The 15,674-nt window shown below is 45.3% G+C and carries 14 protein-coding genes; 9 read left to right on the forward strand and 5 right to left on the reverse strand.

Annotated elements, in window-relative coordinates:
• The first annotated feature begins 52 nt into the window (after positions 1–52).
• The 7 genes from pspF to MSG35_RS09110 all read left to right on the forward strand — a co-directional run bounded on the left by pspF (position 53) and on the right by MSG35_RS09110 (position 7,231).
• On the forward strand, positions 53–1,075 hold the full coding sequence (gene pspF, locus MSG35_RS09080) for a phage shock protein operon transcriptional activator (protein ID WP_017060309.1): 1,023 nt from the start codon (positions 53–55) through the stop codon (positions 1,073–1,075).
• 102 nt (positions 1,076–1,177) lie between these two features.
• Positions 1,178–2,800: an ABC transporter substrate-binding protein SapA gene (sapA, locus tag MSG35_RS09085; protein ID WP_248383733.1), complete on the forward strand. Its 1,623-nt coding sequence runs from the start codon at positions 1,178–1,180 to the stop codon at positions 2,798–2,800.
• A complete protein-coding gene (locus MSG35_RS09090) occupies positions 2,800–3,762 on the forward strand; it encodes an ABC transporter permease subunit (protein ID WP_017060307.1) in 963 nt (320 codons plus the stop codon). Before sapA ends, MSG35_RS09090 begins: the two co-directional genes overlap by 1 nt.
• Positions 3,749–4,636: a putrescine export ABC transporter permease SapC gene (gene sapC / locus MSG35_RS09095; RefSeq protein ID WP_017065331.1), complete on the forward strand. Its 888-nt coding sequence runs from the start codon at positions 3,749–3,751 to the stop codon at positions 4,634–4,636. The genes MSG35_RS09090 and sapC overlap by 14 nt, the downstream gene beginning before the upstream one ends.
• Positions 4,636–5,637: an oligopeptide/dipeptide ABC transporter ATP-binding protein gene (locus MSG35_RS09100; RefSeq protein ID WP_017060305.1), complete on the forward strand. Its 1,002-nt coding sequence runs from the start codon at positions 4,636–4,638 to the stop codon at positions 5,635–5,637. Before sapC ends, MSG35_RS09100 begins: the two co-directional genes overlap by 1 nt.
• Entirely contained in the window at positions 5,634–6,416 is a 783-nt protein-coding gene (locus tag MSG35_RS09105) for an ATP-binding cassette domain-containing protein (RefSeq protein WP_017060304.1), read from the forward strand. Before MSG35_RS09100 ends, MSG35_RS09105 begins: the two co-directional genes overlap by 4 nt.
• Before the next feature lie 35 nt (positions 6,417–6,451).
• The gene (locus MSG35_RS09110; protein ID WP_248383734.1) at positions 6,452–7,231 is read left to right on the forward strand and encodes a DUF2927 domain-containing protein; all 780 of its coding nucleotides are present in this window, start codon (positions 6,452–6,454) and stop codon (positions 7,229–7,231) included.
• Positions 7,232–7,329: 98 nt separating this feature from the next.
• On the opposite strand, the gene MSG35_RS09115 is transcribed toward MSG35_RS09110, so the two are convergent.
• Together MSG35_RS09115 and MSG35_RS09120 are read right to left on the reverse strand one after the other, a co-directional pair.
• On the reverse strand, positions 7,330–7,719 hold the full coding sequence (locus MSG35_RS09115) for a DUF2750 domain-containing protein (protein ID WP_004734596.1): 390 nt from the start codon (positions 7,717–7,719) through the stop codon (positions 7,330–7,332).
• Positions 7,720–7,868: 149 nt separating this feature from the next.
• Complete coding sequence (locus tag MSG35_RS09120) at positions 7,869–8,774, reverse strand: manganese-dependent inorganic pyrophosphatase (protein WP_017630461.1); 906 nt, start codon at positions 8,772–8,774, stop codon at positions 7,869–7,871.
• Positions 8,775–8,975: 201 nt separating this feature from the next.
• On the opposite strand from MSG35_RS09120, the gene MSG35_RS09125 reads away from it, so the two are divergent.
• Entirely contained in the window at positions 8,976–10,190 is a 1,215-nt protein-coding gene (locus tag MSG35_RS09125; RefSeq protein ID WP_248383735.1) for a putative manganese transporter, read from the forward strand.
• A gap of 293 nt (positions 10,191–10,483) precedes the next feature.
• Here MSG35_RS09125 and torA read toward each other — a convergent pair whose 3' ends face one another.
• The 3 genes from torA to torE are packed head-to-tail and all read right to left on the reverse strand — an operon-like array spanning position 10,484 to position 14,385.
• Entirely contained in the window at positions 10,484–12,946 is a 2,463-nt protein-coding gene (gene torA / locus MSG35_RS09130; protein WP_052879880.1) for a trimethylamine-N-oxide reductase TorA, read from the reverse strand.
• A gap of 24 nt (positions 12,947–12,970) precedes the next feature.
• A complete protein-coding gene (gene torC, locus MSG35_RS09135) occupies positions 12,971–14,152 on the reverse strand; it encodes a pentaheme c-type cytochrome TorC (RefSeq protein ID WP_017060299.1) in 1,182 nt (393 codons plus the stop codon).
• A gap of 50 nt (positions 14,153–14,202) precedes the next feature.
• Positions 14,203–14,385 carry a trimethylamine N-oxide reductase system protein TorE gene (torE, locus tag MSG35_RS09140; RefSeq protein ID WP_008222628.1) on the reverse strand — a complete coding sequence of 61 codons (183 nt, stop codon included), beginning with the start codon at positions 14,383–14,385 and terminating at the stop codon, positions 14,203–14,205.
• A 437-nt stretch (positions 14,386–14,822) separates the two neighbouring features.
• Here torE and MSG35_RS09145 point away from each other — a divergent pair, with 437 nt between their 5' ends.
• Entirely contained in the window at positions 14,823–15,617 is a 795-nt protein-coding gene (locus MSG35_RS09145) for an ABC transporter permease (protein ID WP_248383736.1), read from the forward strand.
• Positions 15,618–15,674: the final 57 nt, after the last annotated feature.

The following is a 15,674-nucleotide window of genomic DNA, read 5'->3' on the forward strand; positions in this document are numbered from 1 at the left end:
CTACGACTCTTACATGACTATCTCCAACGATTAATTCATACAAGGACGCGCTATGCAGCAGAACCTCATTGGTGAATCACCTAGCTTTCTCTCTGTGTTAGATAAAGTATCCCAGCTCGCACCAATAGAAAGACCCATTCTGATCATTGGTGAGCGTGGTACGGGTAAAGAACTGATCGCACAAAGGCTGCATTACCTTTCAAGACGCTGGGATCAACCTTTGATCTCATTGAACTGCTCAACCCTCAGTGAAGGTTTGATTGATTCTGAACTGTTTGGTCACGAGTCAGGGTCGTTTACGGGTTCGAAAGGTCGTCATCAAGGTCGCTTTGAAAGAGCAGAAGGAGGAACGCTGTTTCTGGATGAGTTAGCGACCACTCCCCTTGCGGTTCAAGAGAAGCTATTGCGCGTTATTGAATACGGGCAATATGAACGTGTCGGTGGGCAAAAGGCGCTAAGTGCCAATGTAAGACTGGTGTGTGCAACCAATGCCGACTTACCAGATATGGCATTAAAGGGCGAATTCAGGGCTGACCTATTAGATAGACTGGCGTTTGACGTCATTACTATCCCTCCTTTGCGTGAGCGAAAAGAAGACATCATGCTACTCGCAGAATACTACGCCATTAAGATGTGTCGTGAATTGGAATTGGAGTTGTTTGTTGGCTTTGCCCCTTCTGCCGTTGAATCGCTTTTAGATTATTCTTGGCCAGGGAATGTACGAGAGCTCAAAAACGTCATTGAGCGAGCGATCTATCAGCACGGAAAAGACCCATATCCTATTGAATATTTGGTGTTTAACCCATTTAAGCCCGCATGGAAAACAGAGCAAGATTCCTCTCCGGAAACTGGCAATGAGCCGTCTAACAGCCATACTTCATCAGAGAGCTTGTTTTCTTTGCCGCTTGATTACAAAGCATGGCAAGAACAACAAGACATCAAGCTACTCAATCAAGCCCTAAAACAGAGCAAATATAACCAGAAACAAGCCGCAGAATTACTTGGGTTAACCTACAACCAATTACGTGGAATGGTGAGGAAGTACGCGATTGTCGGGCAAGCTAACGATAAATAGCTGTCCACACTTGATTATTATTTGGAGCCGAATAAATAAAATGTTAAATTGTCCGGATCTTGAGGCTCCTCTAACGCCTCGTTTCGAAAAGTATTTCTTTTTATGAAAGCACTAATAAGACTATCACTGAGCATCTGCACGTTGAGCTTTCTCGCTGGATGTGGTGAGAGTGTGAATCACGAGCAAATCCGTGAAAAAGGCTTCATTTATTGCGGCCAAGGTAATCCTAGTACCTTCAACCCACAGCTGGTTGATAGTGGCATTACCGCAGAATCGCTGAGTCCTCAAATCTTCGATACACTGCTCACTCTTGATCCGATGACGTACCGACCAAAACAGAACTTGGCGACAAGTTGGTCTGTTGATAAATCAGGTACAGAGTACACGTTCAAACTGCGCCCAAATGTTGCGTTCCAAACGACAGACTGGTTCACCCCAACTCGTAGCATGAATGCACAAGATGTGGTGTTTAGCTTTGAACGTGTCATTGATAGTTCAAACCCATTTCATTATGTGGGTGGCGGCCTATACCCATGGTTTGCCGGAATCGACTTCAAAAACCTGATTGTCGATATCACCGCAGTTGATGACCTAACGGTGAAATTCCAATTAAGTCGCCCAGACAATTCGTTTCTCAACAATATCGCCACCAGCTATGCAGTCATTCACTCTAAGGAGTATGCCAATCAGCTCATTGCAGCGGATGAGAAAAATCGAATCGATTCCAATCCAGTCGGCACTGGCCCTTTCTACTTAGATGAATACCAAATCAACGACCTAGTGCGCTTGAAAAAGAACAAGCACTACTGGAAAGGTGAAGTACAAATGGACCAAGTTGTGTTCGATACTTCACAACGTGGAACGGGCACACTTGCCAAGCTTCTTCGCAGTGAGTGTGACGTGCTCAACTCTCCGATCTCTAGCCAGATCCCTATTATTCAGGCTCATGAAGAGTTGAAGATTTCTGCCACACCGGCGGTTAATGTCTCTTTCATCGCGCTGAATACTGAGCACCCTGCACTGCGTGACTCTCGAGTTCGTAAAGCGCTCAACTTAGCCATCAATCGTCAGAACATTCTCGATTCTGTGTATTACGGTACAGGAACTAAAGCCTACACCTTGCTTCCTCCTACTTCTTGGGCTCACCAAAAAGACAACGTTCAAGTTCGCTACGACCGAAACTATGCGGTTGCGCTTCTCAAAGAAGCTGGCGTTGAACCTGGGTTAGAGCTTTCAATGTGGGTACCACTAGAGCCACGCGCATACAATCCAAGTCCAAGAAAAACGGCAGAACTGATCCAAGCAAACTTCGCTGATATTGGTATTGAATTGAAACTCTATACCGACGACCGATTTGACCGCACCCAGTTGTCCTCTATTTCCTCGACAGACTTGTTGCTTACAGGCTGGATAGGCAATACAGGTGATCCAGACAACTTCTTGCGCCCGCTGCTCTCATGCAGCTCCGAGCGTGCAGGGTTAAACGTCTCGATGTGGTGTAATTCAGACTTTGATTTCCTTCTCGACTTAGCATTAGAGATAAATCAACAAAGGCACCGTGTGAACTTGTACCGACAAGCCCAAAATATTCTTAATGAAGAAGTTCCTGTGATTCCTCTGGCTCATGGCGTGCAATTTCGCGTGCACGATCGTTCGCTAACAGGCTTTAAAGCAAGTCCTTTCAATGCCCAACCTTTTGATCAAGTCAGAAGAGAGGTGCAGTAATGTTTTGGTATACATTAAGACGTGTAAACTTATTCGTTATTACGCTAGGGATTCTAACCTTAGTGGGTTTTTCTCTGCTTCGATTAGACCAAACCTCCCCATGGGCAATTCAAGATTTCTGGCCTGGATGGATTAGCTATATCACTGAATTATCGACGCTAAACTTTGGCCTAAGCAAACACGGTGTGCCTATCATCGATGAGTTGGTCCTGGTGTTCCCTGCAACGCTAGAGCTGTGCTTCTTTGCCTTTGTGTTGGCACTCATCATCGGTATCCCTTTCGGCACCATTGCTGGTATGAGACAGGGTAAGTTTGTTGATACCACCATATCGTTTACCTCTATGGCTGGTTACTCTGCACCTATCTTTTGGGTCGCATTGCTGATGATCATGGTGTTTTCACTGCACTTTGAAATGTTCCCAGTTGGTGGCCGATACGACCTACTTTACGAGATTGAACACGTGACTGGATTCGCGATGATTGACGCCTTTTTTGCCGAAGGTCGCTACCGCGCGCACGCACTACAAAGTGTTATCGAGCATATGGCGTTGCCTTGTCTTGTTTTAGCACTGGCGCCAACGACTCAGGTCATCCGATTGATGAGAGCGTCAGTGGCTGAAGTAATGACACAAAACTACATCCGCGCTGCGCGAATTAAAGGTCTTTCCACTAGAGAGATCATCACGCAGCACGTGCTAAGAAACGCGATACCTCCGATTATTCCTAAGGTCGGTGTTCAGCTATCGAGTATGTTAACGCTTGCTATTGTTACCGAGTCTATCTTTAACTGGCCGGGCATTGGTCGTTGGTTGTTGGATGCCTTATCGAATCAAGATTACGTTTCAATTCAAGCAGGCGTAATTGTGGTAGCAACCTTGGTTTTGACCGCCAACATTCTGTCCGATCTACTGGGCGCGATGATCAATCCACTGGTAAGGAAGGAATGGTATGCTAACAAATAACGTCTACCAAGAAGAACAGATTCCAACCCAGTTCGAACGTTTCTGGCGCAGCTTCCGCAGCAATAATCTAGCTATGTTTGGCTTGTGGTGTTTGGTGCTTATCATTCTGGTCACCGTCACTTCACCTTGGTTAGCCCCGCATGATGCACAAGAACAAACCGGTCACCTATTAACGCCGCCCTCTTGGGATCCTGCGGGAACGGTAGAATACTTTCTAGGTACGGATGACTTAGGCAGAGATATTCTCTCTCGCCTAATAATTGGCTCTCAGTTAACGTTCGGCGCCGCGGTGGTGATTACCTTTATCGCAGCCGTCATTGGTTGTCTGATTGGCGTACTTGCTGGTATGACGCGCGGTTTACTATCAAGCACGCTAAACCACCTGCTTGATACTGTTATGTCGATTCCATCTCTTCTGCTGGCGATTATCTTCGTGGCATTCCTTGGCTTTGGCGAGTTTAATATCTTGCTCGCCTTGTGCTTGGCACTGATCCCGCGCTTTATACGCTCGGTGTACATTGCCGTGCATGCTGAAGTAGAAAAAGACTATATTCTGGCTTCTCGCCTTGATGGTGCGAACGATTTTTACCTGCTATGGAATTCAATCCTTCCGAACATTCTTACCGTAATCGCACTTGAAGTTACGCTGGCACTGTCAGTCGCAATTCTTGATATCACGGCTTTAGGTTTCCTAGGGCTTGGCGCTCAAGCACCGAGTACCGAGTGGGGTTCAATCTTGGGTGATTCAGTCGAGTTGATTTACCTTGCGCCATGGACAGTAACCCTACCCGGCTTAGCTATTATGTTTACAGTGATCGTGATTAACCTCGTCGGTGAAGGTGTTCGCCAAGCGCTAAATGCAGGAATCGAATAATGCCGTTACTTGATATTCGACATCTAACCATCGAGATTGAGACCCCTCAAGGGATGGTTAAAGCGGTAGATCGAATGAGTATTACCCTCAATGAAGGGGAAATTCGTGGCTTAGTAGGTGAATCAGGCTCAGGTAAGAGCTTGGTTGCAAAAGCGATCGTCGGGGTTTGTAAAGAAAATTGGAAAGTTTCTGCAGACCGAATGCGCTTAGGCAATATCGACCTACTGCAACTGACGCCGAAAGAAAGACGCCGAGTGATCGCCCGCGATATCGCAATGATCTTCCAAGAGCCATCAACGTGTCTTGACCCTTCTGAAAAAGTAGGTAACCAGCTCGTTGAAGCGATCCCTTCCCATTCGTTTGAAGGTCGTTGGTGGCAACGATTTAAGTGGCGTAAGAAGCAAGCGATCGCATTACTACACAAAGTCGGCATCAAAGACCACTCTCGCCTAATGGACAGTTACTCTTACGAGCTGACCGATGGTGAGTGTCAAAAGGTGATGATCGCAATGGCGATCGCTGCCAAGCCAAAAGTCTTGATTGCTGATGAGCCGACCAACGATTTGGACCCAATAACACAGTCTCAAATATTGCGTCTGTTGAGCCGTATGAACCAGATCAATAACACCACCATCGTGTTGATCGGTCATGACTTAACCACCATTACCCAATGGGCAACTCGCATTACCGTGATGTACTGTGGTCAATCTGTAGAATCCGCTGATACGCCGAAGCTGTTGGATGCACCCAAGCACCCATATACTGTTGCTCTGTTAAAAGCGATGCCAGACTTTAACGACTGGATTCCCCACAAGGAGAAGCTACAGTCTTTGCCGGGGTCAATTCCACCGCTGCAACATCTTCCTATTGGTTGTCGATTAGGGCCTCGCTGCCCATACGCGCAAAGGCAGTGTGTCGAGATCCCACATACTAAACGTATCAAGAACCATAAATTTAACTGTCACTTCCCTCTGAATATGGAGAAGAAAAAGAAATCATGAGTGCATTATTAGAAGTCAGTGATTTGTCTAAAGACTTTACGACTCGCTCTGGTCTTTTCCGTAAAAAGATTCATCAGGCGGTGAAGCCGGTCAGCTTTTCCCTTGAAGCAGGCCAAACGATTGGTTTTATTGGTCAGAATGGTTCTGGTAAATCAACATTAGCAAGAATGCTCGCAGGCATGGTTGAACCAACCGCAGGCGAGATCCGCGTGAATGGCGAAAAGCTAGAACACAAAGACTACTCGACTCGTTGTAAGCTGATTCGAATGATCTTCCAAGATCCGAATACGTCGCTTAACCCGCGTATTCAGATCGGTCGAATTCTTGAAGGTCCATTAAAGCGAAATACCAACATGCCACCAGAAGCCCGTATGCGTCGTGTGAAAGACACACTATTGCGCGTGGGCCTTCTACCGGAACATGCTTACTTCTACCCTCAGATGCTTGCTGCGGGCCAGAAACAAAGGGTTTGTTTGGCTCGTGCCTTGATACTTCAGCCATCCATCATTGTCGCTGATGAAGCGTTAAATGGTTTAGACATGGCAATGCGCTCGCAAATCATCAATCTGTTCTTAGAACTTCAAGAAGAGATGGGCGTATCGTTCGTTTATGTATCTCAACACCTCGGTATTGTTAAGCACATAACCGACAAGATTATTGTCATGCACGAAGGCAATGTGGTTGAGAGTGGGGAAACGGATCAAGTGCTGACCAATCCAACTCACCAAATTACCCAAAGATTAGTTGAGAGCCATTTCTCCAAAGCGCCGAACCACTAATCTTTAATCACGCTAAATTCAGCAGAGGGGAAAGTATGTTACGAACAGCTTCAATGCTTCCCCTTTTGTTGGTGATGTTGTCCTTTAACGCGACAAGCACACCGCTCACATGGCTAGATAGAAGCTTCGTCGAAACTGCCTTTTATAACGTCGCACTTCAACACGAATACTCCCAAGGCAACAAGCCGCTCGCCAAGTGGAAACAACCTATCAAGATTTGGATCCATCATCGAGTGGGCGATGAAGAACTGCATCAAGAGCTCACAGAGCTTCATATCCAACACTTATCTGAAGTCACTCAACACCCAATAACAATCGTCAGTAAAGAGTCCCAAGCGAACGTTAAGTGGATATACACAAGGCAGAGTCAGTGGGTATCTGAGGCGAAATCGGTGCTCAAGCTCAAATCAACTCAGCATTTAAATAGCGCCATCTGCACGGCGGGTTATCGAACCAATTCTAAAGGAGAGATTGTTTACGCTGGGATTGTTATTCCCGTTGATCAGGCCAGATCGCGAGGTAAGCTAGTCGCCTGCATCGTGGAAGAGATCACACAGGTTCTCGGCCTGCCGAATGATTCAGATAAAGCCTACCCTTCTATTTTCAACGACCACACGCCAGAAGACTTATTATCGCCCTTAGACGTAGTGCTACTGCAACTGCTGTATGAACCAGAATTGAAAGCTGGAATGACAAAATCTGAAGTAAAACCTATCGTTCGAAAGATACTCAAGAGATACAGCAAAACAGGTGTGCTTCAACAAGCTTCTAAAGCCGCACAACAAGCGCCCTTGTATCAGTTGATTGGGTATTGACGAATATACGTTGGAAGTAACTTAGATGGGATAATTGAATGATAGCGCTACCTAAGAAAGGCAGCGCTGACTTACGATGTTACTGTATTACGAAAGAACTAGCGCTTAGCTGCCTGCTTTTTCAATTCGAAATCGAACTCATCCGGGAACAAGATAACGCCTTCTTCTTGCTCGTTCGGGAATACTACAACAGCAAGTTCGTCGTCTTCTAGACCGTTCGTCCAGCGACTGTGCCATTTATTCAACGAAATAGACTCAGCTTTACACTCAGACCAATCACCCGTTGCCCATGATTCTGCGAACTCTTGGTTTGGCCATACTGGAACACAATCTTCATCTTCTGTGTTCAGCATTACACAACCGTGTTCATCGGTTAAGATCCATACTTCACGGTTTGCTACGATTTCTTTCACACAGTATTTCAGGCGTTGCTCGCCCGTATACTTGTTGATTTCAGCGATTTTTTTATCGTCTAGCTGTGTAGTCATCTTAATTTCCTACTTTAGTCAGTAACTTTGCTCTTAAAGCTATTTTATGCCGAGTGTTTTTAACTTCAAACATTATCGATGAAGAAGAAAGTCTACTTCAAAGAAAAACGCCTGCTAAATAAGCAGGCGTTTAATATTAAGCGACTTGATTAAACAAGCTCACCTTGTAGCCAAGGCCAGCCTTGCTTCTTACGGCTTAGTGTATTTTCCATCATCAATACGCCGTCTTTCTCGTGCTTAACCAATTTCTCAGCCCACTCACCTTTGTATAGAAGACGAGTTTGAGCAGTAGTGATATCTGTTAGCATTACCGCAGCGAACGCTAGACCATCTTTCTCACAACGCTCTTCAAGATCAGCTTCTAGCGCCTCAATCATGCCGTCTACTTGCTCAAGAGTCGCAAGTTCAACTTGACCAACAACAACATCACGACCGTTGAATGGGTAGCCTTTAAGGTCTTTTTCTACTAGCTGTGCAGCAGATAGGCCTTCGATGTTTGTCTTAGCGATTAGAAGCGCTTTGATGAATGCATCAACGTCTTCTACACCTGCGATTTCAGCAAGCTCAGCAACGGCGTCTTTGTCTTTTTGAGTACATGTTGGAGAAGCGAAACCCACTGTGTCTGAAAGAATTGCAGACATCATTAGTTTAGCGATTTGTTGAGAGATTGCGTGACCTTCAATCTTGAACATGTTGAAAAGTACAGTGTTTGTACAACCAACAGGCCAGATCCAAGCTTCCATTGGGTTTACTGTCATCACGTCACCTAGACGGTGGTGATCGACAATACCTACGATCTCTGCATCAGCAACATCATCTGGTGCTTGTGCTAGATCTGAGTAGTCTACTAGCCAGATTTTCTCACCAGCAACAGAAGTACGAAGCTCTGGCTTTTCAGCACCAGCGACTTCTAGAATGTGTTGAGTTTCGCGGTTGATCTCGCCTTGGCGAATTGGTGTCGCTTCCTCGCCACGAGCTTTAAGAAGCTCTGTTGCAACTAACGCACTACAAATACTGTCACTATCAGGGTTTTTGTGACCAACAACTAAAATCATGTTTCTTCCTATTACACTAACAATTATGACTCTACCTTTAGAGCCTCTCTTTATTAGCCATACTTTACCTCATTTTTTCAGATTGGTCATGTTTCGTAGGTTTAGCCAATAGTAACAATAGATAAAAAAACAACAAATGCAATTGATAATTATTATCATTCGTATATATTTATCTTAAGCCACTATTTTTGAGTAACACCTATGGATCGACTAATCTCTTTTTTGCCAAGCAGCAGCGCTGCGAAAACAACTCAGTTTTCACTCTCATTTAAGCGCCTGCTTTTACCCATCTCACTAGCAGCATTGGTTGCAGCCCCTGCTACACGAGAGCTGACGGTGACCACGCTGTCAGACGCCTTCTGGGCAGTGTCTTGCTACGTTGCTTTAACTTTGGCTATTTACCACGGGTTAAGCCTTTACATCAACAAAGACAATGTATTCAACAAGCTCGTCCACCAGTCTCGTTCAAACCAAGTGGTCTTTGCCGCTTTGATGGGCGCACTGCCCGGTTGTGGTGGTGCGATTGTGGTTACTACGCAGTTTATATCCGGCAAACTTGGGTTTGGCGCGGTTGTTGCGGTACTTGTTTCTACGATGGGTGACGCAGCCTTCCTGCTGATTGCTAGCGAACCTAAAACGGGTTTGGCTATGATGGCGATGGGTGTGATTGTGGGTACCGCTTCAGGTCGAATCATTAACCTATTCCATGCGGATGACTTCTTACGTCCAAAACAAACTGAGCAAAATGAAGCCACCAACAGCTGTGCTTCCCAATCTCAAGACAAAGAAACGGTATCTAAAAAGGCGATCAATCTGCAAGGCTACCTATGGTCAGTCCTAATTATTCCCGGTGCTGCGGTGGCTCTACTTGGCTCTTTTCAAGTCGATGTCAACGAGTTGCTCGCGTTGCCTGAAATGTCGATGGAATGGGCGGGAACAATCTTACTGATTAGCTCAATGTTTCTATGGGGTCTGACCCGCGAAATTGAGGATTACAAATCAGCTGTGAGTGAGGACGAAAAATGTATGGGCTCTCATCCACTGCAAAAGACCGCTCAAGATACAAACTTTGTTACCGCTTGGGTGGTGGTTGCCTTTCTTTTCTTTGAATTTGGTTCTGTGATAGCAAATGTCGATTTTGCGACGCTATTCTCAAGCTGGGGCATCATGCTCCCCCTGGCTGGCGTGTTGATGGGTTTGCTACCGGGCTGTGGACCACAATTATTGGTCACTAGCTTATACCTTTCAGGCGCACTACCACTTTCGGCTCAGGTAGGTAACGCAATTTCAAATGATGGTGACGCGCTATTCCCTGCGATTGCGATGGCTCCCAAAGCAGCACTGGTCGCAACCTTATACTCTAGTGTGCCTGCACTAATCTGTGCTTATAGCTACTGGTTTATATTTGAGATCTAACTTGAGCACAGTTAACTCCATAGGCTTCTGTAAGGTCGGTACTTTGTATCGGCCTTTTTGTTTCCGTCAGCCTAAGTCTTTCCACAGTTTTTTTGACCTTCCCTTCCTGATCCACTGTTTCTACTACTGCTCTCAAACAGCACGTTACAGCCTGTCTCAAAAACGCCCTCCATTAGCCCTGTACAGTGCTTATTTAGAAACACCAACACAGATATCAAAAATACAAAAAGCCCCTGTAATAGTACTTACAGGGGCTTTGATTCAAGCTTTAATCTTGGTTCTTAAGACAAGACTTAAGAAACTTCGATTGGACCACCGAATGAAGTTACTGGAGGCAGTTTGCCTTGGAACTTCTCGAAATCAACCAAACATGTGTTTGCTGACGTTGCTTGAGCAAGTTCAGACGTACCGATATCTTGAGTCAGTGTGTTTGGATCGCCGTATGTATCTAGCGCGCCCACTTTCTCGTTGATCGGACCGTACCAAGCACCTTCTTCGATACGAACAACACCAGGAGCGTAGCTATCCATTAGAACAGCACCTGCTAGTAGTTGACCACGGTCGTTAAACACACGTACTACATCGCCATCTTTGATGCCTTTCTTCTTAGCATCTACTGGGTTGATGTAGATTGGCTCACGGCCTTGTACCGCGTAAGTCGCACGCCACTCTTCAGATTCACACATCTGAGAGTGAAGACGCTTGTCTGGGTGACAAGATTGTAGCCAGTATGGGTGTTTGTCAGAGCCTGGACCACCGTGTGAACGTTCAGATTTCTCGAACCACATAGGGTGTTCTTGACAGTGCTCGTAACCCATGTTGCCAACAGTACGGCTTGTGATTTCGATGAAACCAGAAGGAGTACCTAGTGCGTTGATCTCTGGATCTTCACGGAATGAAGCGTGGCGAGTCCATGGCTTACCTTTACCGAAGTCTAGGAAACCTTTCTCCCAGAACTCAGCAAACTCAGGCATTTCGAAGCTGCCTTCGTTTGAAGCGCGACATTCGTCGTACAGAGATTTAACCCACTGCATTTCGTCCATACCACGCGTGTAATCGTCGTAGCGACCCCAACGCTTAGTCAGGCTAGACATGATCTCGAAGTCAGTCTTAGACTGGAACAGAGGATCCACTAGCTTGTGCATTGCGATCAAACCACGACCAGAGTACGCACCGTAACCATCGATATCGTTACGTTCCCACTGAGTACAAGCTGGAAGAACAATATCAGAGTGACGACAAGTTGCAGTCCAAGCGAAATCAACAGCCACTACAGTTTGTAGGCTCTTGAATGCTTTACGCATCTTGTTGCGATCTTGGTGGTGGTGCCACGGGTTGTTACCACTGAATACCATCATCTTGATGTCAGGCAGTGTCACTGTCGCGCCGTTTGCTTTGATCTTCTTACCTGGCTCTAGCAAGCTATCTACCCAACGAGCAACAGGGATTACGCGGCTGTAACCGTTGTAATCTGTGTTGGTGTACTTAGGCGTTTGACCTTGGTCGATGTTCAGCGGGAAAGAACCCGGAGCAGCGAAGCCAGTTGAAGATACACCGATACCAGAGTAGTGGTGACCGTAAGAGATACCACCGCCCGGAAGACCAATTTGACCAACCATTGCTGCGATAACTGCACACATCCAGTAAGGCTGTTCACCGTGCTCTTGACGTTGGATACTCCAACCAACAAGAATCTGTGTACGACCGTTAACCAGCATCTTAGCGAAGTCACGGATAGAGTCCGCGCTTGCGCCACAGATAGCAGAAGCCCACTCAGGAGTCTTCTCAACTTTATCTTTCGTTTCACCTTGAACGTACTTGATGAAATCTTCAAAACCTAGACAGTAAGTTTCGATGAACTTCTTGTCGTATAGGCCTTCGTTGTAAAGAACGTGAGCAACACCAAGCATGAACGCCACATCAGTTTGTGGGTTGATGTACATTTGCTCGTTTTCTAGGTAACGACCTGTTTTGTTTTTAACAGGGTCAACAGAAACAACGTTGATCTCTTTCTTAGCAACTTTTTCTTTCAGCTGTTCTAGGTATGCGAACGACTCGTGAGTCTCACATGTCCAACCTACTTGAAGGTTTTTAACTGGATCGTTACCCCAAAGAACAATGTTGTCACTGTTTTCTAGGATAAGTTCCCAAGATGTACCTTGAGCATATACTTCAGTAGAACCTAGCACGTAAGGCATGATCGTTTGACCAGCACCTGTCGAGTAGTCACCGATTTTCTTCACAGAGTAACCGTGAAGTGCCATTGCACGTTGCATGTGGTTAGTACAGCTGTGGAACTGACCCGTTTGTCTCCAACCAGTTTGACCTGTGTGAAGCGCCCATGGACCGTAATCTTTCTGTACGCGTTCTAGTTCGCGGTAAACAAGGTCTAGTGCCTCATCCCAAGTCACACGAATAAAGCGGTTGTTACCACGCGTATCTGCGCTGTATTTATGCTTTTTCAACCAATCCAGGCGAACCATTGGGTAACGCACACGTGATGGGCTGTAGATAATACCTTTAATACCTTTCAGCATCTCTGTTGGGTGCTGATCGATTTCTAGAGGTTTAATTTCTTGTACTTTACCCGCGTAAACGCGAGCTCGGAATGCACCCCAGTGAGAACCAGAGACTTTCCACGCGCCGTCTGTTTCTGCAGCTGATGCTGAAGCCGACGCCAATAAGCTTGGACCGATAACCGATGCCGCACTTGTCGTCGCGACACCTTTCAGAAAACTTCTTCTTGTAATTGCCATTGTGTTACTCCAATTGACGTCTTATTAGTGATGGCCTTCAGAAAAATCTGATGAGTGCTTCTGTAGATACTTAAGAACAAGTGCTTCTGTATCTGTATCGAAGTTAACGAATGCAATCATACCATCTAGCATGCCTACCCAACCGTTAGCGCTGAAGTGAGCTTCATCTGGCTGTGAGTGACACGTTGAACAGTTAGATTGGTACGCTTGACCAGCTGCGTTCCAGATTGGATCGAAGTTATCAACCATAGACTCTTTCTTCATCCAAAGTGCTAGGTTAACTTCTTCCCAAGGAAGACCAGTTAGCTCATCTTCTTTCTTCTCACCAACAGTGATTACGTCACTTTGAGATACTTCTTTCGTCAAGATTGCAGTCGAGATGTTCATACCGAAGTCTTCTTGGATTACACGTCCGAAGCCTTTCGCTTTACGCCAACCGTCGATTTGAATCTTGATCATATCGCCTTTTTCGTCGATCACAGCAACTTTACTTGCAGGGCTTAATAGACCCGCTTCAACTTCAGCTGTTTCATCTGTGTACATTGGTAGGTGACGAATAGAGATCACGTCTGAACCATTTGCGTAAGATGTGCTGCTTGCTACGTTTTCTAGCTCGCCAACAATACCGCTCGCTGATGCCATATCTAATGGAAGGTTGTGAGCAATACCTTTGTGACAGTCAACACAGCTTTGATCACGCTCTGCTGCGTTCTTCATCTGAATACGCGCTGTTGGGCGCATGTTTTCGAAATCCATTGAATCGTAGTTGTGGCAGTTTTTACACTCTAGAGATTTGTTCGAAGAGAAACGATCCCATTCGTGTTTAGCCAGTTCGATACGACGAGCTTCGAATTTCTCAGGTGTATCCAGGTCACCAAATACTTGAGCGAATACTTCTTTAGATGCTTGCATCTTACGAGCAATTTTTGCTGTCCATTCATGTGGAACGTGACAGTCAGGACAAGTAGCACGTACACCAGAAGTATTTTTCCAGTGAACCGTTTCTTGTAGTTCTACGTATACGTTGTCACGCATGGTGTGACAGCTTACACAGAATTCTTCTGTATTTGTGTGCTCTAGAGCTGTGTTAAAACCGCCCCAGAAAATAACACCGGCGATAAAGCCACCCATAGTTAGTACACCAAGACTGATGTGTACTGCTGGGCGAGTCATTGTGCGCCATAATTTAACTAAAAATGATTTCATGTTTAGCTCTCTTAAATATTGATTTTAAAAAATGTTGTTACTAGAGGGCATTACATGCCGCCGTGAGCACCAGGAGGTCCGAATACAAACACTTGCAGTGCCCAAACTAGGAAGCCGTAACCACCTACAAAAGCCACACTTAATATTGGAAAGAGAACCACCGCGATGAAGAGGAAAGACTTCCACTCCAACGAGCGTTTTTCGCCAGTTTCAATTTTATTAACATCACTCATACATTTTGCCTATTTTGTATTTAGTAATTTCGAGTAACCCATTCTATGGGGCTAAAGTTCTTAAGTATCTAACGACAAATTTTAGACCATACTCAAAGTAGGGTTCAATCAAATCTCCCGTTATAACCCTTGCTAATCAATACTTTTTTGAGCTCATCCAAAGTTGTTTTTAGTTAAACAAAGTTATTAAAAAGTATTAACAAATGTGAAGAATTAAGTATATTTCACAAATGTTAAATTCCAACACCTGCGCAACCATATTGTAACCAATTTTAACGTTTTACCTACTAAGTAGTAGCCAAAAATGCCTCAAACAACCAATATTTTGTGGTTTGATTGTTAAATTATTGAGTATTTTTTAAAGCAACGGCTGAGAAGCTGAAATGCATCATTTGGCACTTTCAGATATGATGGGGACCTACTTAAAAGGAAACATTATGCAAGACGTTATTGATATATCTTGGTGGCAGTTATTGTTCTTCAGCTCACTTCTCTTGCTACCCATTACCATCAACCACAAGTTAAAACTCGGCCTTGGCAAAGAGGCTTCTATCAGCATCATTCGTATGGTTATTCAGCTATTTCTGGTGGGACTTTACCTAGAATACTTGTTCACTTTGAATAGTTTGTGGGTCAATTTGCTGTGGTTATTTACGATGATTATCGCCGGTGCAAGCTCGATTGTTGAAAAATCTAGACTGCCAAGAAACCTACTTTTGGCTCCTGTCGCCGTTAGCCTTGCGGTAACTTGTGTACCTATTGTCTTGTTCATCTGCTTTTTCATCATTAAGCCGACACCGGTTTTTAACGCGCAGTACCTTATCCCAATCGCAGGGATGTTATTGGGTAATAGCTTAAGCAGTAATATCGTGGCATTGCAGAACCTGTTTAGTGCCTTTGAAACACAGAAATCAGAATATGAAGCAGCAATCGCGTTAGGCGCGTCTCCTACTTATGCTGCTGCGCCTTTTGTACGTAATGCGATACAGAAAGCGATGTCCCCTATCATGGCCTCTATGGCAACCACAGGCCTAGTAACGCTGCCGGGAATGATGACGGGGCAGATCTTAGGTGGTGCTTCACCGATGATCGCGATTAAGTATCAACTGATGATCATGCTGGCGATTTTCGTGATGATGAGCTGTTCTTTAGCACTTGCGCTTCACCTCTCATTGAAGACATCTCTGACCAAAGAAGGGCGAGTTCTCGCTCAAATACAGCCTTCGAAATAGCCTCCCTACTCCACTTAGATCTGGTTACTCACTGAATTTGAGACAGGTTATCCACAG

Source organism: Vibrio sp. 1CM23M (assembly GCF_023161755.1).
Lineage (GTDB): Bacteria > Pseudomonadota > Gammaproteobacteria > Enterobacterales > Vibrionaceae > Vibrio > Vibrio coralliirubri.